This is a genomic window from Polaribacter sargassicola (assembly GCF_021991835.1).
GTDB lineage: Bacteria > Bacteroidota > Bacteroidia > Flavobacteriales > Flavobacteriaceae > Polaribacter > Polaribacter sargassicola.
In genome coordinates, this window is sequence record NZ_JAHDAU010000002.1 from 361,280 (window position 1) to 382,911 (window position 21,632).

16 protein-coding genes are annotated in these 21,632 nt (G+C 31.6%); all 16 read left to right on the top strand.

Translation table 11 applies throughout. The features are described 5' to 3' along the window. Positions 1 to 2 precede the first annotated feature (2 nt). Positions 3 to 2,345: a multicopper oxidase domain-containing protein gene (locus tag KI686_RS04995; RefSeq protein ID WP_237588163.1), complete on the top strand. Its 2,343-nt coding sequence runs from the start codon at positions 3 to 5 to the stop codon at positions 2,343 to 2,345. 16 nt (positions 2,346 to 2,361) lie between these two features. Continuing rightward, the gene (locus KI686_RS05000; protein ID WP_237588164.1) at positions 2,362 to 4,863 is read left to right on the top strand and encodes a heavy metal translocating P-type ATPase; all 2,502 of its coding nucleotides are present in this window, start codon (positions 2,362 to 2,364) and stop codon (positions 4,861 to 4,863) included. 19 nt (positions 4,864 to 4,882) lie between these two features. Continuing rightward, positions 4,883 to 5,377 (top strand): DUF305 domain-containing protein, encoded by a 495-nt coding sequence (locus tag KI686_RS05005; protein ID WP_237588165.1) that lies wholly within the window; start codon positions 4,883 to 4,885, stop codon positions 5,375 to 5,377. Continuing rightward, positions 5,367 to 7,145, top strand: a complete 1,779-nt coding sequence (locus KI686_RS05010; RefSeq protein ID WP_237588166.1) for an efflux RND transporter periplasmic adaptor subunit — start codon at positions 5,367 to 5,369, stop codon at positions 7,143 to 7,145. Before KI686_RS05005 ends, KI686_RS05010 begins: the two co-directional genes overlap by 11 nt. Positions 7,146 to 7,183: 38 nt before the next feature. Further along, positions 7,184 to 7,582 carry a heavy-metal-associated domain-containing protein gene (locus tag KI686_RS05015; RefSeq protein WP_237588167.1) on the top strand — a complete coding sequence of 133 codons (399 nt, stop codon included), beginning with the start codon at positions 7,184 to 7,186 and terminating at the stop codon, positions 7,580 to 7,582. A gap of 124 nt (positions 7,583 to 7,706) precedes the next feature. After that, entirely contained in the window at positions 7,707 to 8,381 is a 675-nt protein-coding gene (locus KI686_RS05020) for a response regulator transcription factor (RefSeq protein ID WP_237588168.1), read from the top strand. 3 nt (positions 8,382 to 8,384) lie between these two features. Continuing rightward, the gene (locus KI686_RS05025; RefSeq protein WP_497801187.1) at positions 8,385 to 9,635 is read left to right on the top strand and encodes a sensor histidine kinase; all 1,251 of its coding nucleotides are present in this window, start codon (positions 8,385 to 8,387) and stop codon (positions 9,633 to 9,635) included. Positions 9,636 to 9,709: 74 nt separating this feature from the next. Further along, positions 9,710 to 12,127, top strand: a complete 2,418-nt coding sequence (locus tag KI686_RS05030) for a TonB-dependent receptor (RefSeq protein ID WP_237588170.1) — start codon at positions 9,710 to 9,712, stop codon at positions 12,125 to 12,127. Positions 12,128 to 12,307: 180 nt separating this feature from the next. Next, on the top strand, positions 12,308 to 12,817 hold the full coding sequence (locus tag KI686_RS05035) for an HD domain-containing protein (protein WP_237588171.1): 510 nt from the start codon (positions 12,308 to 12,310) through the stop codon (positions 12,815 to 12,817). Positions 12,818 to 12,962: 145 nt separating this feature from the next. After that, on the top strand, positions 12,963 to 14,096 hold the full coding sequence (locus tag KI686_RS05040) for a serine hydrolase domain-containing protein (RefSeq protein WP_237588172.1): 1,134 nt from the start codon (positions 12,963 to 12,965) through the stop codon (positions 14,094 to 14,096). A 10-nt stretch (positions 14,097 to 14,106) separates the two neighbouring features. Continuing rightward, on the top strand, positions 14,107 to 14,868 hold the full coding sequence (locus KI686_RS05045) for a COG4705 family protein (RefSeq protein WP_237588173.1): 762 nt from the start codon (positions 14,107 to 14,109) through the stop codon (positions 14,866 to 14,868). Between the two features lie 66 nt (positions 14,869 to 14,934). Beyond that, positions 14,935 to 15,393: a PepSY-like domain-containing protein gene (locus KI686_RS05050; protein ID WP_237588174.1), complete on the top strand. Its 459-nt coding sequence runs from the start codon at positions 14,935 to 14,937 to the stop codon at positions 15,391 to 15,393. A 154-nt stretch (positions 15,394 to 15,547) separates the two neighbouring features. After that, positions 15,548 to 16,009: a PepSY-like domain-containing protein gene (locus KI686_RS05055; protein ID WP_237588175.1), complete on the top strand. Its 462-nt coding sequence runs from the start codon at positions 15,548 to 15,550 to the stop codon at positions 16,007 to 16,009. A 148-nt stretch (positions 16,010 to 16,157) separates the two neighbouring features. After that, entirely contained in the window at positions 16,158 to 16,733 is a 576-nt protein-coding gene (locus tag KI686_RS05060; protein ID WP_237588176.1) for a phosphatase PAP2 family protein, read from the top strand. A gap of 139 nt (positions 16,734 to 16,872) precedes the next feature. Next, positions 16,873 to 17,184 carry a DUF6660 family protein gene (locus KI686_RS05065; RefSeq protein WP_237588177.1) on the top strand — a complete coding sequence of 104 codons (312 nt, stop codon included), beginning with the start codon at positions 16,873 to 16,875 and terminating at the stop codon, positions 17,182 to 17,184. A gap of 117 nt (positions 17,185 to 17,301) precedes the next feature. Further along, positions 17,302 to 21,630, top strand: coding sequence for a CusA/CzcA family heavy metal efflux RND transporter (locus KI686_RS05070; protein WP_237588178.1), 4,329 nt, complete (start codon positions 17,302 to 17,304; stop codon positions 21,628 to 21,630). Positions 21,631 to 21,632: the final 2 nt, after the last annotated feature.

Below are 21,632 nucleotides of genomic sequence, written 5' to 3' on the forward strand. Positions count from 1 at the left end.
AAATGAAAACATTAAACACAATACTTTTTTTATTCCTAACGTCAATCGCATTTGCCCAAGTAGGGACTAATGGCGAGGACAGAAATGAAGAAGGAAGGAAAATAAAAGAATATAACCTCACTATAGAAGAAAATGAAATGACACTTGCTGGTGTAACTGCAAAAGGTATGACAATCAATGGTAGGATTCCTGGGCCAGTTTTAGAATTTAATGTAGGAGACCTCGCCATTATTAATGTTACCAATAAAATGGATGAAGAAACCTCTGTGCATTGGCACGGATTAATTCTTCCTAATTTCTATGATGGTGTGCCCTATTTAACAACGCCACCAATAAAACCTGGTACAACATTTCAATACAGAATCCCTATCAATCAATCTGGTACATATTGGTATCATTCCCATACCATGTTACAAGAACAGAAAGGAGTATATGGCTCAATTGTTATTCAGCCTAAAGAAAAAACATTGGAATATGATACAGATTTAGTCGTAGTGCTTTCGGATTGGACAAATGAAAAACCAATGAATGTGCTTCGTAACCTTAAAAGAGGTAACGAATGGTATCAAGTTAAAAAAGGAACAGCAGTACCGTTAAGTAGAGTTGTAAAAGAAGGTGCATTAGGCGCGCAATTTAAATTTTGGCGTGATAGAATGGAAGGTGCAGATATTGCAGATGTTTACTATCCTGCTTTTCTTTCAAATGGTAAAAAAATGGCGCAATATCCAGAGTTTAAACCTGGAGAAAAAGTAAGACTTCGTTTTATCAACGCTTCTGCATCGACTTATTATTGGATGGATTTTGGAGAAGGTAATCCAACAATTGTTTCTAGTGATGGTGTTGATGTAACACCAGTCAATAAAAGTAGATTTCTCTTTGGTATTGCAGAAACCTATGATGTTATAGTAACTATTCCTAACGGTACATTGGAAGTAACAGCAACAGCACAAGATGGCTCTGGCAGTACATCCATTCGTTTAGGAAGTGGCAAACTTTTTCCAGCAACTGTAGTAGATAGACCAGACAAAGTTGCGATGATGAAGCAAATGGCTAAAATGGATATGAAAATGGGAGCACCTGCAATGGCAGGAAATCAAAAGAAAAACACGCCTAAAGCTTTAATGAAAAGGTATGGAATGCAAATGGATATGAAAGATGGTAAGATGAATAACCAAATGAGTATGAAAAAGGACGACCAAAAACCTATGAATATGAATGATAATCATATGCAAATGGTAATGGACAAAAAGATGGATATAAAAAAGGATTCTATGCCAATGAACCATAATATGTATATGATGCAGAAGGACTCTACTTCGTTTGATTATAATACACGTAAAACTTATTTCAACTATGATTTTTTAAAGGCAAAAGAAAATACTACTTATAAATCAGACATACCTGTAAATGACATATTACTCAATCTAACAGGTAATATGCAACGCTACGTTTGGAGTATAAATGGTGTGCCGTTATCTGAAACCGATAAGATTAAAATTAAAGGTGGAGAAGTAACCAGAATAACCTTAAATAACTTAACAATGATGCACCATCCAATGCATCTTCACGGTCATTATTTCAGGGTTATTAATGAAAATGGAGAACGTTCGCCTTTAAAACATACGGTCAATGTGCCACCAATGCAAAAAGTGATTATTGAATTTTACAACGAAGAATATGGCGATTGGTTTTTTCATTGTCATGTATTATATCATATGATGGGTGGAATGGCAAGAGTATTTAGTTATGACACCCCAAGGGATGAAAGAATGGAAGCCTATCCAGTTCAAAAACTCATCAATGAAACAGACCATTATTATTCTTGGGGAAGAGCTCGTGCAGGTTCTAATTTCACAGAACTAAACCTTATGTCCAGTAATATTAGAAATGAATTTGGCTTGCGTGCCGAATTTGACTATGACCAAAATGCTGAAGTAGAAGTAAATTATAACCGATACTTAAATGATTGGGTGCGCGTGTATGCAGGTGTAAATACTGAAACCGAAATCCCAAATTCGTATGATGAGTTTAATACCGTAGGATTAGTTGGTGTTAAATATTTTACACCCTATAGATTTAATGTAGATGTTAGTTTGGACCACCAACTGCGCCCAAGAATACGTTTGGATAGGGAACTTTTATTATTTCCAAGAGTTTTTATTGAAGGTGAATATGAATACAGAGCAGATTTTGGATGGGTAAATGATTTAGAAAATAATAGTTCATACGAAGGTGAAACCCAATGGTTAGTTGGAGCCTCTTATATTTTATCACGAAATTTTTCAATACAAGGCAACTATAACAACCGATATGGTTGGGGTGGCGGACTTTTGGTAAGATTTTAATTAAAAAACAAAAACAATGAAACACACATATCATATACACGGAATGACTTGCAACGGTTGTCGCAGTCACGTAGAAGAAACACTTTCTAAAGTGGAAGGTGTTTCAAAAGCAACAGTCAATTTAGAAAAGGCAGAAGCTACAATCGAAATGGAATCGCATACTCCTATAGAAACATTTCAAGAAGCCTTAAAAAATGATGGTGGGAGATACAGTATTCATAAACAAGATGAACATCATCACCATTTAGAAGATAAAACAGAAAAAACATCAAAAGGCAAAGGTACAGGTACATTTTATTGTCCTATGCATTGCGAAGGAGATAAAACTTATGATAAAGCAGGAGATTGTCCTGTTTGCGGAATGGATTTGGTCGAAGAACAAAATCTATCATCAGCTACAACAGAACAATGGACGTGTCCAATGCATCCAGAAATCGTAAAAGATGAAGCAGGTTCGTGCCCTATTTGCGGTATGGATTTAGTACCAATGCAACCAGATGTTTCAGCAGAAGAAAAGACCTATAAAAAATTATTGAAGAAGTTTTGGATAGCAACTGTATTCACATTACCAATATTCTTAATGGCTATGAGCGAAATGCTCAATAACAATCCATTGTACGATATAATGGAACAGAAATATTGGAATTGGATTCAGCTTGCATTATCTATTCCAGTTGTATTTTATGCGACTTGGATGTTCTTTGAACGTGCTTATAGAAGTATAAAAACGTGGAATCTCAATATGTTCACACTTATTGGAATCGGTGCAGGTGTGGCTTGGTTATTTAGTTTGTTTGGGATGTTATTTCCAGATGTGTTTCCAGCACAGTTTAAAACTGAATCAGGTGCAGTACACGTCTATTTTGAAGCAGCAACGGTTATTCTAACCTTGGTGCTTTTAGGACAGTTGTTAGAAGCGCGAGCACACAGTAAAACCAATTCCGCAGTAAAAGAATTACTAAAATTAGCACCTAATAAAGCCATTAAAATTGTAGATGGTGAAGAAATTGAAGTCAGTATCGATGAAATAGAATTAAAAGATATTCTAAAAGTAAAACCAGGCGATAAAATTCCTGTAGATGGTGTGATAACAGAAGGCGAAACAACTATTGATGAATCTATGATTACGGGAGAACCTATTCCTGTAAACAAATCTCAAGATGATAAAGTTAGTAGCGGAACCATTAATGGCAATCAATCCTTTTTGATGAAAGCGGAAAAAGTAGGAAGTGATACGTTACTCTCACAAATCATTCATATGGTTAATGATGCCAGTAGAAGTCGCGCACCTATTCAGAATTTAGCAGATAAGGTATCAGGTTATTTTGTGCCAGTTGTAGTTCTTATTTCTATTATCACATTTATTGTTTGGGCAATTTGGGGTCCACAACCAGTTTATGTGTATGCGTTTGTGAATGCAATTGCAGTACTAATCATTGCGTGTCCTTGTGCTTTAGGTTTAGCAACACCAATGTCTGTAATGGTTGGTGTGGGTAAAGGTGCTCAAAATGGTGTATTGATTAAAAATGCCGAAGCTCTCGAAAAAATGGACAAGGTAGATACACTTATAGTCGATAAAACGGGTACAATTACAGAAGGAAAACCAACGGTAGAAACAATAGGAGCTTTTAGTGATATTTTAAATGAAAAAGAGGTATTACAATACATCGTTTCATTAAATACCAATAGCGAACATCCTTTGGCAGAAGCGACAGTTAAATATGGTAAGGAACATAACGCTGAAATAATAAAATCTGAAAACTTTAGTGCTGTCACAGGAAAAGGTGTTGAAGCGATAATAAATGATAAAAAAATAGCATTAGGAAATCCTAAAATGATGGAATATGCCAAAGCAGATATTACTTCTAAAATGAAAAACGAAGCTAAATCTTATCAAAAACAGGGTAAAACAGTTTCTTATTTATCATTAGATGAAACCGTTGTCGGCTATGTGGTTATAGGGGATAAAATAAAAGAAACAAGTGCCAAGGCTATTAAAGTACTTCAAGATAAAGGCATTGATGTTATAATGCTTACAGGAGATAATCACGATACAGCACAAGCAGTAGCTTCAGAACTTAATTTGGCAGATTTCAAAGCCAGTATGCTACCAGAAGATAAACTCAAAGAAGTAGAAAAACTGCAAGAAAAGGGCAAAGTAGTTGCTATGGCAGGTGATGGTATTAATGATGCACCAGCATTGGCAAAAAGTGATGTGGGTATTGCAATGGGGACAGGTACCTCTGTAGCTATTGAAAGTGCTATGATAACTTTAGTAAAAGGTGATTTACACGGCATAGTAAAGGCTAAAAACTTAAGTCATTCCGTAATGAAAAACATAAAGCAAAATCTATTTTTTGCACTTATTTATAACACATTAGGTGTACCTATTGCAGCAGGTGTATTATTCCCATTTTTTGGCATTTTATTATCGCCAATGATAGCAGCTTTAGCAATGAGTTTTAGCTCTGTTTCGGTTATAGGTAATGCACTACGATTAAGAACAATTAAAGTTTAATCATTAAAATCAAAATATTATGAACACACAAGAACACACAAACAACGATAATAAAGGTATGAGCAATTATACTAAATTCTTTTTGATGTTAGGCTCATCATTTGTAGCAATGTACATCACAATGTATTTAAATACATATTCCATAGACCACGTATGGTTTAGCTTAACACGTTTCTATATGACGTGTTTGGGTATTTCAACAATGGCAGTCATAATGTGGTTTTTTATGCGAAAAATGTATAACGACAAAAAAAAGAATATAGCAATACTTGCAGGTAGTTTTATTCTCTTTGTAAGTGCATTAGGATTAGTAAGAACACAAGCACCAATTATTGGTGATGTCCTTTGGATGAAAGCAATGATACCGCACCATTCCATCGCAATATTAACAAGTGAAAGAGCGGATATAAAAGACCCAGAAGTTAAACAATTAGCAGAGGATATTGTTAAAGCACAGAAAAAAGAAATAGAAGAAATGAAAGCAATGATAAAACGATTAGAAAATGAAAAATAACAAAATAGTCATATACGTAGGCTTACTCGCAGTAGGTTTGCTCTTGGGTTGGTTGCTTTTTGGTAGTTCATCAAACAAAAAGACAGAACATAATCACAATGAAGTTTCAGAAACCAATCAAATGTGGACCTGTTCAATGCATCCACAAATTATGCAACCAGAACCAGGTGATTGTCCTATTTGTGGGATGGATTTAATTCCTGCCGAAAGTGGAAGTGATGGCCTGTTAGCAGACCAATTCAAGTTAACTGAAAATGCGATAGCATTAGCCAATATCCAAACAACCATAGTCGGTAATGAAAATGTTGATGGCAACACCCTTAAATTATCTGGTAAAATTGCTGAAAATGAAGAAGCTAATGCAGTACAAGTCAGTTATTTTTCGGGTAGAATAGAACGTTTGAATATCAGTTTTACAGGAGAAGAAGTTCGTAAAGGTCAATTACTAGCAACCATTTATTCGCCAGAATTGTATGCGGCACAACAAGAGTTAATTACAGCATCTTCTTTAAAGGAATCACAACCTGCATTGTACAAGGCGGTTCGTAATAAATTGAAGTTGTGGAAGCTATCTGAAAATCAAATCATTCAGATTGAAGAAACTCAAAAAGTAAAAGAAAACTTTCCAGTTTATGCAACCGTTTCAGGAACAGTTACCGAAAAATTAGTAGAACAAGGCGACTACATCAAACAAGGTCAACCATTGCTTAAAATTGCAAACCTCAATACGGTTTGGGCAAACTTTGATGTCTATGAAAATCAAATCGATTTATTTAAAAAGGGACAAGAAGTTTTAGTGACTACAAATGCTTATACTAATAAGGAATTTAAAGGGAAAGTAGATTTCATTGAACCAATTTTAAATACTAAAACAAGAACAGTAACCTTACGTGTGGTGCTAAATAACAAAAACGATGTATTTAAACCAGGAATGTTTGTAACCGCTAATATTGAAAGAGTTGCAAGTAATAATGATGAGGTATTAACAATTCCAGCATCTGCTGTACTTTGGACAGGAGAACGTTCTGTTGTCTATTTAAAAACCAGTCCAGACCAAACCGTTTTTGAAATGCGTGAAGTTGTTTTAGGGAATCAAATTGGTAATGAATATGAAGTTTTAGAAGGTTTATTTATTGGAAATGAAATCGTGACTAACGGCACATTTACGGTTGATGCAGCAGCTCAATTACAAGGCAAAAAATCAATGATGAATAAGGAAGGTGGTAAAGTAATGACAGGTCACGAAGGACATTTAGGAATGGATAATAATGCATCAAAAAAAGAAAGTAACCATACTAATATGAATGAACGATTGCAAGTATCAGGGAAATTTCAAGAACAATTAAAAGTTGTTTACAATAACTATATCAATTTAAAAAATGCTTTAGTAAAAGAAGATTCAAAAATTACTTCAGTTAATGCAACAAGTTTATTAGACAATTTAGGTAAAGTTGATATGAAATTATTATCAGACAATAATGCTCACGCACATTGGATGTCATTAGTAGGCGACATACAATCTTCTGCAACAGCTATTTCTAAAACGTCAGATATAAAAGAACAAAGAGACCATTTCAAACACCTATCATCACATTTAATAAATGCTGTACAACTGTTTAGTGTCAATGAAAAAGTGTATGTGGAATTTTGTCCAATGGGTGATAATAATAAAGGAGCGTATTGGTTGAGTAAAGAAGAAAAAGTAATCAATCCATATTTTGGTAGCGCCATGCTAACCTGTGGTGAAGTAAAACAAGTAATAGAATAATAATAAATCAAGTAATAACAATTAAATTTTTAAAAAAAATGAAGAAAGTAATTTTAGGTGTAGCTGTAATAGCAGCAGTAGTTTTTACAAGTTGTAAAAACGAAACCAAAAAAGAAACAGAAACAACCACAACGGAAGTTTCAAAAGAAATAGCAATGACAGACCTTTCTTTTGGTGTAAGAGGTAATTGTGGTATGTGTAAAAGTACTATTGAAAAAGCCGCTAACAGTGTTGAAGGTGTTGCAAGTGCCAATTGGGATGTCGATAAAAAGAAGATTGCTGTTTCTTTTGATGATACCAAAACAGATGCAATGACAATTCACAAAGCTATTGCAGCTTCAGGATATGATACCGAAAAAGTGGAGGGTGATTTAGATGCTTACAAAGGCTTACCTGGTTGTTGCAAATATGATCATTCTATGGAAATGAATCAATAAATAGAAAATTATTACTGTTAGGTAAAAAGAAACTGCAACTAAAAAATTTCTTTTTACCTAACAGTTTATCTTTAGGCTAAATTTAGATTTGATTCCTAATTTTAAATCTTTAAATTTATCAAATATGAAATATTTAATAGCAGAAGACGAAATTGACTTACAACAATCTATTGTAAAGTATTTACAAATAGATGGTAATATATGTGAAGTTGCCTCTAACTTTGAAGAAGCTTCAGAAAAAGCAGCTATTTATGATTATGATGTTATAATTTTAGATATTAATTTAATTTCTGGAAGTGGTCTTGATGTTTTAAAAACGATTAAAAAAGAGAAAAAAAGAGCAGGTGTAATAATTATTTCTGCAAACAATTCTTTAACGGATAAGTTAGAAGGATTAGATTTAGGTGCAGATGATTATATTACAAAACCATTTCATTTAGCGGAATTAAATTCTAGAATTAAAGCTGTTCTACGAAGAGGGAAATATGGTGGAGATGAAATAATGGTTTTCAATGAAATTAAAATTGATACAAAATCCAGAACAGCTTATATCGATGATAAAGCTATTGGGTTAACCAGAAAAGAATACGATTTATTAGTATTTTTTATTTCTAATAAAGGGCGTGTTTTATCAAAAGAAATTATTGCAGAACATCTTTGGGGAGATGATAGCGACTTACTCGATAACTTTGATTTTATCTATGTACATATCAATAATTTAAGAAAAAAAATAACTGCTGAAGGCGCAAAATATATAAAAACAGCTTATGGTAGTGGTTACAAATTTATAGAAGATTAAAACGTGTCAAAGAAAACAAAACTTATTAAAAAAACATCTAAAACCTTTCTCTTAATTGGTTTTATTTTGATTATTTTAAGCTCAACCATCTTATATTTTTACACAAGAATTTTACTACAAAATGAAGTTGAAGAAGGTTTGTACTCTACAGAAGCAAGAGTTGTTTTTGCTTTAGAGAATAACGAAATTCAATTCTCACTGCCACCAGTTACTGAAATTAAAAAAGTTGATTTATTAAAAAGTCAAGTTTTAAAAGATACAATTATTTACGACCCATCACAAGATGAAATGGAATTGTTCAGAGAACTTTCTTCCTTTAAAAATATTAATGGAGAAAATTACCAAATTACAATTCGTAATTTAGTTGTAGAATCTGAAAATATTTTAATTGCTATTGTAATCTCAAATTTCATTGTCTTTTTATTAGTTTTTCTAATCTTATTTTACTTTAACACTAAAAGAAATTTGAATTTATGGAAACCATTTTTTAAAAATTTAGAGCAAATGAAACAATTCTCTTTAACTTCATCAGCACCTATTCAATTAATAGAAAGTGATGTTTTAGAGTTTTCTGAATTAAAAACTGAAATTGAAACCTTAACAGGAAAAGTAAAAGCAGATTACGAAAATCTAAAACAATTTACAGAAGATGTTTCTCACGAAATGCAAACACCTTTGGCGATTATTCAGGCAAAAATTGATAATATTATCAATGAACACCAAATAAATGACAAACAATTTGAGCAAATAACGTCCATACAAAAAGACATTCAACGTTTAAAACAGCTAAATAAACGAATTACTATTCTTACTAAAATTGATAATAAGCAATACACAAATGTAACTCCAATAAACCTCTCAGATTTAATCTACGAAAAAGTAAACAGCTACAAAGAATTGAATATTAATACCATCAAATATACTTCTAGTGATGTGTTATTAGTTTCTATGGATGCTTTTTTAGCAGATGTTTTAATGAATAATTTATTTTCTAATGCTATTAAATACAGTAATAAAGAAGATAAAATAACAATTGTTTCTACTAAAACCTCTTTAATAGTTTCTAATGTTGGAAAAAAGACACTAGTACACCCAGAAAAATTATTTAATCGTTTTTACAAGGAATCTAATAAAAATAATTCTACAGGTTTAGGTTTGGCAATTGTTAAAAAAATATGTGATTTGTATCAATTTAAAATCTCTTATAAATTCGAAGCGAATCATCATATTTTTTCAATAGAATTTCAAAATTAATTTTTAGTTTTAAAATACCTTCTTTAAAATAACTTTAGATTTCAATATTACTTTTGAGAAATAAAAAATATCTAATGTTTAAATATACCTTTACAACAATGTTATTGTTATTTACGCTATTTGTAAATGCACAAAAAACAATTACTATTACAGGTCAAGTAATAGAACAAGAAACAAAAGAAACTTTACCCTTTGTTACTATTTCTGTGAATGATGAAACTACTAATAAAATAATTACTGGTACAATTTCTGATGATAATGGACGCTTTGAAATTAAAAATCTTGCTACAGGGAAGTACGTTGTAAATATTTCATACATAGGTTTCAAAACTGTAAAGAGAAACATTAATTCTGGCGGATTAAACCCTATTTTCGATTTAGGGAAAATAGAATTAAAAGCAGCAGCAGAATCTTTAGACGAAATTACAATTGCTACAAAAAGGGCTACAGTAAATGCTGCTTTAGATAAAAAATCGTTTAGTTTATCAGACAATATTGCGCAATCTGGCGGTTCTGTTTTAGATGCAATGAAAACAATGCCTGGTGTTGCTTTCGATCAAGATGGAAAAGTAGTGTTGCGTGGAAGTGATAAAGTGGTGGTTTTAATTGATGGTAAACAATCGAGTTTAACCGGTTTTGGAAATCAAAAAGGATTGAGCAATATTCCTGCATCAAACATAGAACGTATTGAAATTATAAATAATCCTTCAGCAAAATATGATGCCAATGGTTTTGCAGGAATTGTAAATATTATCTACAAAAAAGAAAAACAAACGGGTTTAAATGGTACTGTTGGTTTTTCTTCAGGAATTGGAGTTTTATCAAAAAGAAAAGAAGATACTCCAACAGATTTGGGGAGTTATGCTTTGAACCCAAAATTAATCCCGAGTTTAAACCTAAACTACAGAACTAAAAATCTAAACTATTTTTTACAGTCGGAATTTATCATCCAAGAAGCGTTACCAAATAACGAGTTTACAACTAGAAATTATGATGATGGTAGAAATATAATTTCACAAGTTCCAGAAAACAGAAGGCAGTTTCGTTCTATAATTACAGGAGGAATTGATTGGGAATTGAGTGAAAATGATGCAATTACAATTTCTGCAATGTATGACAGAGAAAAACACATAGATACCTCACAAGTAGCTTTTATAAATCTTAATAACAATACACGTAATCGTTTTTATACTTGGAAAGAAGAAGAAATAACAAGTCATATAAATGTGGCTGTAAACTATAAACATAATTTTGAAGAAGCAGGTCATTCAATTTCTGCAAACGCACAATATACAAGAGGTTTAGAAGACGAAAGTTATTTTTTAAATGATAGTTCTGCAATAAGAATTGGTAGAGATATGACAAATATTCTTGCCATAGAACACACCACAAGTTTGTCTACAGATTACACACGAGCGTTGAGTAACGGACGTTTAGAATTTGGCGCAAAAGCAAGATTTAGGAACTTACCAGTAGATTATACGATTAATAGAGGAAACGAATCTATTATTTATCCAAATTTAGGAGATTTCTCTAAATGGAAAGAAAACTTATATGCTTTCTACGGTAATTATTTATTAGAAAAAGAACGTTTTGATTTGGAAGCAGGTTTAAGAGCAGAACAAACAGAAGTTTCGTATGAGTTAGATCCTGCAAATATATATTATGCGACTAATGATGCGTACGATTATTTTGAATTGTTTCCAAGTGTACGTTTTACGTATAAAATGAATGACAAAAACAAACTTTCATTATTTTACAATAGAAGAATTGACAGACCAGGAGAACCAGAATTACGTGTTTTTCCAAAATATGATGATCCTGAATTATTAAAAGTAGGAAACCCTTATTTACGTCCACAATTTACAAATAGTGTAGAAGCTGCACATCGTTATAATTGGGGTTCAGGTTCTTTATTTTCAGCAATTTATTATAGACAAATATCAGGTGCTTATCAACGTATTTTTAGCGTAGATAATAGCAATCCAGATTACGATATTGTAAATAAAATTTATCAAAATACAGGTGAAAGCACCAATACAGGAATCGAATTATTATTCAGTCAAGATATTACAGAAAATTGGAAATTAACAGCCAGTACAAATGTCTATCAAAATAACATCAATGCTTTTCAAGGAACTTTATTGTTTCCAACAGTACGAACTTTTCAAATTGAAAAAACAGAAAATACTACTGGCGATTTTAAAATTACAAACTCGTTTATACTTCCATTAGATATTGAAGCACAGGTTACAGGATTGTATTATTCTAAAAGAAATATCCCACAAGGAGAAGAATTAGCACGCTCTTCTTTAGATTTAGGTTTAAAGAAATCTATCTGGAATAAAAAAGGAGAAATCACATTATCAGCAAGTGATTTATTAAATAATTTTGGATTAAGACAACGAATCAATGGAGAAGGATTTACAGCTTTGTATGAAAATTATTACGAAACACAGATTATTAGAATAGGAATGAAATATAAGTTCTAAAAATCCTCTTTAAATAATCTTTAGATTTCAATAGTACATTTACTAAGTATCACTATAGAGGTGAGATTATTGTAATTCAAATCATAGAAAATGCAGACTAAAATAATCATTAACAACGTTGCTGAATATTGTACAAATTTGCTGTCAAATTCAAGCTGTAACAAATTGCCCTTTCATAATTTGCAACACACCATTGAAGTTGTGCAAAATGTAAAATATTTATGTGTAGCTATGAATATCAATCAACAAGAAACAGATATGTTAATAATTGCTGCTTGGTTTCACGACACTGGATTTTCTGTAACATACAAAGGTCACGAAGAAGAAAGCAAGTTAATTGCAACTGCATTTTTAAAAACTCAAGAATTTAATATTGATTTTATTGATAAAATTTGCAACTGTATAGATGCTACAAAAATGCCGCAATGCCCTACTTCTAAACTTGCTGAAATATTATGCGATGCAGATGTTTTTCACATAAGTAACTCACATTTCTTTTATAGAAAATTACTGCTACGAAAAGAATGGGAACTATTTTGTGATTATAAAGTGAGTGATTTAGAGTGGCACAAACTAAATTTAGATTTTTTAAAAAAGCATCATTTTAGAACAACTTACGGAAAAGATACATTAACATCTGGTAAGCAAGAAAATATACTTAAAGTAGAACGAATATTAAATTTTTATTAATTGTAATTATATAACTAAAAGTAATTTATTTTAAACTCTGTAAATGTAAGAGTGTGATTTTGGTTGATTATAATAACTCCTCCTCTTGTCAGATACAATTAAAAAATATTGTTGTTTAACTTTTCTTTTATTTAAAGTGATAATTATGAAGAACAAATTTTTATTTTTTATTATTTCAATTATAATCTTAAGTAGTTGTTCTTCATTAAGACCAATTAGATATGGCGCTATTCCAACGCAAAAAAGTTATAAAAGATTTCCAAGTAGAGCTGTAAAAAATAGTGACACTATTTTTAATTTTATTAAACCTTCAAAAGAATATGGTTTAGGAAAAAAAATAGGTTTAATAAATAAAGATTTTAATGCTACAAACGTAAGTTTAGATAGTTTTGTGAAATTGCACAAAACAGTTTCTTTTATGATTATAAGAAAAGATACTATCCTCTATGAAAATTATCAAAGAAACTATTCAGATACGACTAAAGTTTCCAGCTTTTCAGTTGTTAAACCAATTCTATCAACTTTGATAGGGATTGCTATTGATGAAGGTAAAATTAAAAGTGTAGAAGATTATTTAGTAGATTATTTACCAGAATTTAAAAACAAGGTAGGCTTTAATAAAATTAAAGTGAGACATTTATTGCATCATACTTCTGGTATAGCTTTTAGTGATAATAAATTTGACCTTTTTTCTGATAACGTAGAATTTTATTGGGGAGAAAATTTAAGAGACCGTATTTTAAACGTAGAAATTGAATACGCACCAGGTAAAGTTTTTAAATACAGTAGTGAAAACACAATGTTATTAGCGCTTATTATTGAAAAAATTACAAACAATTCTGTTTCAAATTATCTGCAAGAAAGAATTTGGAAAAAATTAGGAATGGAAGCTCCTGCTGAATGGAGTTTAGATAGAGATGATGAAAAAGGAATTGAAAAAGTATTTTGTTGTTTACAAGCAACTACAAAAGATTTTGCAAAATTTGCACGTTTATACTTAAACGACGGAAACTGGAAAGGAGAGCAAATTGTATCTAAAGAATGGGTTAAAAAATCTACAAGCCCTCACCCTACAGGAAACAACAAGCATTTTTATCATAACAATTGGGGTATTGGACCACTTAAATATGGTAGCTTTTTTGCCATTGGCTTATATGGCCAGTATTTATATGTGTATCCAGAAGAAGAAATTATAATCGTTCGTTTTGGTGATAAAAGCACCTATTTACATACTGGTTATTGGAATCAAATATTTCTACAAATTATAGATCAATTATAAATAAGTAATTGTGAAAAATCAAACAATAAATAAAGTTGCAGAAATAACAATTCTTTTCTGGATAATGAAAATTGTGGCTACTACATTAGGTGAAACTTTGGGCGACTTTATTGCACAAACACTTGGTCTTGGTTATACAATTGGCATTCTTATAACACTTGTATTCTTTGGTATTGTTTTGGCCATTCAATTGTATTCAAAAAAATATGTTCCACTCTATTTTTGGTTAGTTATTATTGCTACAACAACACTTGGCACAGAAATATCAGATTTTATAGATAGAAGTTTAGGTCTTGGTTATACCTATGGTAGTTTACTTTTAACAACAGGTCTTATATCTATTTTACTATTTTGGTTTGTAAAATTTAAAAATCTTGAAGTTTATCCTATAAGCAGCAAAAGGAAAGAATTTCTTTTTTGGTCTGCTGTTTTATTTTCTAATAGTTTAGGAACTGCTTTTGGAGATTATTTGAGTGACCAAATTGGATTAAGTTATTTAATGGGTGCTTTAGTAACTGCTTCAATTATTGTACTTGTAATTTTATTACACTATTTCACTAAATTAAATCAGATTTTACTTTTTTGGATTGCCTTTGTTTTTACACGTCCTTTTGGGGCAACATTTGGCGATTTTCTTACAAAACCAATCAGTAAAGGAGGTTTAGATTTAGGTACTTTACCTGCCTCTATTATTTCTATACTTTTAATATGTATTTTGATTTATATATCGCATAAACAATACCAAGAAAAATCTAAAATTGATAAACCTTAAACCTCTTTAAAACCTCTTTAGATTTCAATAATAAATTTATAAACTAATTTTTAAACTAATTAAAAAATGAAAAAAATTACACTATTTACAGTTTTATCAATATTATTAGCTTTTACAAGCTGTGATAAAGAAGAAGTTGCTCCAAAACAAGTTGCAGATGCTTTTATTGCTAAATTTCCAACAGCAACAGATGTAGAATGGGAAAAAGAATCTGATAAAGAATGGGAAGCCGAATTTAAAATCGATGGTAAAGAACATTCCTCTAATTTTATGCAAAATGGTACTTGGGTTGAGACAGAATATGAGATAGAAGAAACAGAAATACCTGAATTCGTTATGGGGGTTTTAAAATCTAATTTCAGTGAATATGAAATAGATGAAATGGAACTTTCTACAACTAAAGATGGTATTGTTTATGAGTTTTTAATTGAAAAAGAAGATTCTAAAATGGAAGTAGCCATAAATCCACAAGGTACTATTACAAAGAAAGAAGTAAAGAAAGATGGTGAAGGTGATAATGAGTAAGTGCATATCATAGTAAAACAAAAAGACGAATCTTTAAATAGGTTCGTCTTTTTTATTAAAATAATGTTAATTGAAATTTCCTTTAGATTTCCTTAAAATCATCTTTAGAATTGAGCTCTAAATTTATAGTATCAATAATTATAAAAAAGAAAAGATGAAAACATTAAAAATTATTATGAGTGCCTTTATAGTAATCATATTATTTGCTTTTACTTCTGGAGAAGATAAAGCACCACAAAAAGTTAAAGATGCTTTTGCAAAGAAATTCCCAACCGTTAAAAAAGTAAAATGGGAAAAAGAAAATGAAAAAGAATGGGAAGCAGAGTTTAAAATGAATAGGATAGAATATTCTGCAAACTTTCTATCTGATGGTACTTGGCAAGAAACAGAACACGAAATTAAAGAAAAAGAGGTTCCTAAAAACATTATGAAAGCATTAGAAAATGCGTTTCCAGGTTATGAAATGGAAGAATCAGAAATTTCTGAAACTGCTAAAGGAATGGTTTATGAGTTTGACATAGAAAAAGGTGATACTGAAATGGAAGTTGCAATTGACACAAATGGTAAAATTGTAAAACAAGAAGTAAAAACAGAAGATAATGAAGACAAAGATTAAATTGATTTTTTCATAAAGTTGGTTAGTTTGAATTGGCAAAGTCTCAAAACAAATTTTGTTTTGAGACTTTGTTTTTAAAAAAAATCACTTTAAAATTTCTTTAGAATCTAGGTTTACTTTTATAAACCATAATATATATTCAAGAGATATGAAAAATAAAAGTTCAAAAAATTTAATAGCAATCTTTATTGTATTATTTACTACTTTACCTTCACTTTCGGCTCAAAACACAAGTATTACCAAACCACAAATAGGAACCACACAAAAAATTGGTGATGCAATATTAATTACTTTACCATTAGCTACTTTAGGGTCTACGTTTATAATTGGTGACAAAAAAGGAGCTTGGCAATTTACAAAAGGGTTTTTGGCTACAAGTGCTGTTACCTATGGCTTAAAGTTAGGTATTAATAAGCAAAGACCAGATATGAGTAATGACAACTCTTTTCCTTCAGGCCATACTTCTACAACATTTCATAGTGCAGGCTTTGTTCATAGAAGATATGGATTTAAATATGCAATACCCTCTTATTTACTTGCTGGTTTCACAGCAGCTAGTAGAATCGATTCAAAAAAACACGATATTTTAGATATTTTAGCAGGTGCAGCAATTGGTGTTGGTAGTAATTTGCTCTTCACAACAGAATATCAACAAGAACATATGGAATTTACTTTTAATAGTGATGATAAAGGTTATTTGGTTGGATTTACTTATAATTTTTAAATATCAATTCGTAGCACAATTTACAAGTTTAATGTATATATAATCATAACTATTAATTAAATTAATCTCATAAAAAAATCAAAACACCCTTTTACTCTTTGCACAACCATTGCATTAATTAATTTATATCTTTGCTAAAATGAAATATTTAACCTTCATATTATCGATATATATTTTTGCACTTAATTTAGCACCTTGCGAAGATTATGATGCGCTTGATAATGAGGTTAAAACAGAAAATTTACAAGCAACAAACAATGATCATCAACATCAAGGTTTAGACTTATGCTCTCCTTTTTGTATTTGTCAATGTTGTCATATTAATACAATAGATTTCAAATTTGTAGATGTAAATATTATCTCATACTACATTTCTACCCAAGACTTTTTCTACCAAAATGGTACAGAAAAAGACTTTACTTCTTCAATTTTACAGCCACCAAGGGCTTAATTCAGTTTTTCAAAGGATAATTATATCCAATTTAGAACCTAAAGGTTCTTTAAATCTCATGTAATTCTATTTTTCACGAATTATATCAATAAGTTTAACTGAATTAACATATTCACTATGATTAATAAAATCATTGATTTTTCAATCAATAACAAATTCATTATTGGTTTGCTAACGCTTACCATTGTTGGAGCAGGTATTTGGAGTATGACCCAAGTGCCCATCGATGCTGTTCCAGATATTACCAACAACCAAGTACAGGTTATTACACAAGCACCCAATTTAGGTACAGAGGATATTGAACAATTTGTAACCTATCCAGTAGAAGTTGCAATGAGCAACCTACCTGATGTAAAGGAAATCCGTTCCATTTCTCGTTTTGGTTTATCTGTGGTTACTATTGTTTTTGACGATTATATGGGAACCTATCTACCACGTCAATTAGTAGCCGAAAAGCTAAACGAAGTTAAAGAACAAATTCCAAGTGGTTTTGGCGAACCTGCTATGGGACCTATCTCTTCTGGATTAGGAGAAATCTATCAATACACACTTAAAGTAAAACCAGAGTATAAAGACAAATATTCAGTTACTGATTTGCGCACAATGCAAGATTGGATTGTACAACGTCAAATGGCAATGGTAGAAGGTGTAGTTGAGGTAAATGCCATAGGTGGAAAAATTAAACAGTACGAAGTTGCTGTCGACCCAAACGAACTAAAAGCTATTGGTTTAACAATTACCGATGTTTTTGAAGCTCTTGAAGCTAATAATCAAAACACAGGTGGAGCATACATTGAAAAGAACCACCAAGCCAATTTTATTCGTGGAGAAGGTTTGGTACGTAGTTTAGAGGATATTAAAAAGATTACGGTTAAAAACACTAACAATATTCCAATTACCGTTGGCGACATTGCTACGGTACAATTTGGTGCTGCTATTCGTTATGGTGCTTTAACACAAGATGGCGAAGGTGAAGTAGTTGGTGGTTTGGTAATGATGCTTAAAGGTGCAAATTCAAACGATGTTATTGAGAATGTTAAAGTACGAATGGCTCAAATCGAAAAATCATTGCCAGAAGGAATTATTATCGAACCTTTGTTAGACCGAAGCAAATTAATAGCAGAAACAACTTCAACGGTTGCAACAAATCTTATTGAAGGCGCATTGATAGTCATTTTTGTTCTTATTTTCTTATTAGGCAATTGGCGTGGTGGTTTAATAGTAGCTTCAACAATTCCATTATCACTATTATTCGCATTTATACTAATGAATGTGTTTGATGTTTGGGCTAACCTAATGAGTTTAGGAGCAATAGATTTCGGAATTATTGTTGATGGTGCTGTGATAATTGTAGAAAGCACCGTTTTTCTAATTGCTTCACAAGTCCTTAAGAAAAGGAAACTGTCATCCAAAGAACGTGATGGTGTAGCAGCAGATGCCTCAAAAAAAATGATGAATGCTGCCTTTTTCGGCCAGCTGATTATTCTTATTGTATTTCTACCAATATTAGCATTAGAAGGTATTGAAGGAAAAATGTTTAAACCTATGGCATTGACCTTTATTTTCGCAATGATTGGTGCAATGGTGCTATGTTTAACCTACGTACCAATGATGTCTTCATTGGTGTTAAGAGCACCAAAAAGTGATAAAAAATCGTATGGCGATAGACTTGTGCATTGGGTTGAGGATAAGTACCAACCCTTATTGGTAAAGGCATTGCAAAAAGGAAAATGGATTATTGGTGTTGCAGTCGTGCTATTCGGAATTACAGTCTTTATGTTCACGAGAATGGGCGGCGAATTTATTCCACAATTAGATGAAGGCGACATTGCATTTCACGCCATTTTAAAACCCGGAAGCTCACTTACAGAAACGATTGAAACGACAACAAAAATTGAACAAATTGTAAAAGCAAAGTTTCCAGAAGTTGAAAAAATAGTTAGTCGTATTGGTGTTGCAGAAATTCCAACAGACCCAATGCCAATGGATTTAGCCGATGTTTTTGTAATCTTGAAACCAAAAAGCGAATGGACAACATCTACTTCTAAAGATGAATTGATAGAGAAGATGAAAGAAGCGGTTGAAATCGTTCCTGGTGTGAATTATGAATTTACACAACCTATTGAAATGCGTTTTAATGAATTGCTCGAAGGTGTCCGAGAAGACATTGCTATTAAACTTTATGGTGAAGATATAGAGGTGCTATCTCAAAAAGCAGAAGAAATATCTAAAATTATTGCTGGTACAGAAGGTATTGGAGATATGAAAGCGGAAGCTACAACAGGTTTGCCGCAAATGACCATTTCATATAATAGAAATAAATTGGCACAATACGGACTTCAAATTAATACCTTAAACCAAATTGTACAATCCGCATTTGCAGGTGGAACTGCAGGTGTTATTTTTGAAGGTGAAAAGCGGTTTGATTTAGTAGTTAGATTAAGTTCTCGTAATCGTAAAGACATAACAGATGTTCAAAACCTCTACATTAATCTACCTTCTGGCTCTCAAATTCCATTACGTGAAATTGCGGATGTTAGCTACAAAGCTGGTCCAATGCAAATCAGTAGAGACAATACCAACAGAAGAACTTATGTAGGTGTCAATGTTAGAGGTCGTGATGTAAAATCATTGGTAGAAGAAATTAAAACTAAATTAGATGCACAATTAGAACTGCCATCAGGTTATTTCATTCGTTATGGTGGTGTTTTTGAAAATTTAGAACGTGCCAGTAACCGTTTACAAACTGTTGTTCCTATTGCCTTGTTACTCATTTTTGTACTGATTTATTTTGCATTAAAATCCTTACCACAAACCTTGATGATTTACATCGCAATCCCAATGGCAACGATTGGTGGTGTTGTAGCGTTGTGGTTACGAGATATGCCATTTAGTATCTCGGCAGGTGTTGGTTTTATTGTGTTGTTTGGTGTTGCAGTATTAAACGGATTAGTAATGATTAGTGGTCTGAATGAGTTAAAAGAAGAGGGTATTACCAATCTAAAAGATAGAATTATAGAAGGAACTAAACGAAGAATCAGACCTATTATGCTAACTGCTTTTACAGATGTATTAGGCTTTTTACCAATGGCTATTTCATCATCAGCAGGTGCAGAAGTACAACGTCCTTTAGCAACTGTAGTTATTGGTGGTTTGTTAACCTCTACACTATTAACATTATTCGTTTTACCTATTTTATACCATTGGGTAGAAAATAAATCATTTAGGTTTAAACCAAATAAAAAGTTGGTTACAGCAACAGCATTAGTATTATTACTATTTGGCTTTTCACTAAAAAGTAATGCACAAGAGTTGAATGATACAATTCCCGAAATTTCAGTACAAGAAGCTGTTGAACTCGCAAAAAGTAATTATCCAATACTAAAACAACAGCAATTGGAAATCACAAAACAAGAACAATTAAAAGCGACTGCCTATGATTTTGGTTCTACTCAAATTTTTACAGGTGGAGAAGAAATTGATAATGGTAATGGCATTTATACAACCATAGGTGTTGGTCAATCTAATATTGATGTATTTGGTATTGGTTCTAAAAAAAAGCTACAAGAACAAAGGATACTATTGGCTAAAAAAGCATTTCAACTTTCCGAATTGGAATTGGAATTGGAAGTCAAAAAGGCTTGGTCAAAATGCTATCAAATGAAGAGAAACTATCAATTGTATAAAGAATTAGATTCCATTTATTCCAAATTCCAACAAGCAGTAGCTTTAAATTATGAAGTAGAAGCCATTTCCAAGTTAGAGTATTCGGCAGCTAAAAATCAAGCGTTTCAAATTCAAAATAAAAAAGCGCAAGCCTATAGTAATTATCTTATTGCTTTACAGCAATTCAATTTATGGTTGGTTTCTGAAGAAATTTTTACGGTTTCAAATGAATTTGATGCAGCTATAGATATAGAAACATTCAATATTGAAAATCATCCGTTGTACAGTATGTCACAGAATATTGTAGATGAAGCGGATGCCAAATACAAAGCTGCAAAAGCAGATAATTTACCAAAATTCAATTTACAAGGTGGTTTACAGAAAGTAAATGGCAATTCAGGATTTTACACCTACCAAGCAGGTATTTCCATTCCGTTTTTATCAGGTACTAACAAAGCACAGGTTAGAAGTGCGAGAATTAATAAAGAAATAGCAGAAACAAATGTAGCGTTCAAAAAACAGGAAGTACAATCAAGGTTTGTTCAGGCTAAAGAAAATTATATCAAATGGAAAACATCTTGGGCATTTTATAAAGACCAAGTACTACCATTAACAAAAGAGCAAAAAACAGGTGCATTAGTGGCATACAGTGAAGGCGAAATAAATTATACAGCATTTACGCAACTGATAAAAGAAGCCATTCAATCTGAATTGGAAGCCCAATCAGCTTTAGTAAACTATTTAGAAAGTACATTTCAATTACAATATTTTAATCAATAAGA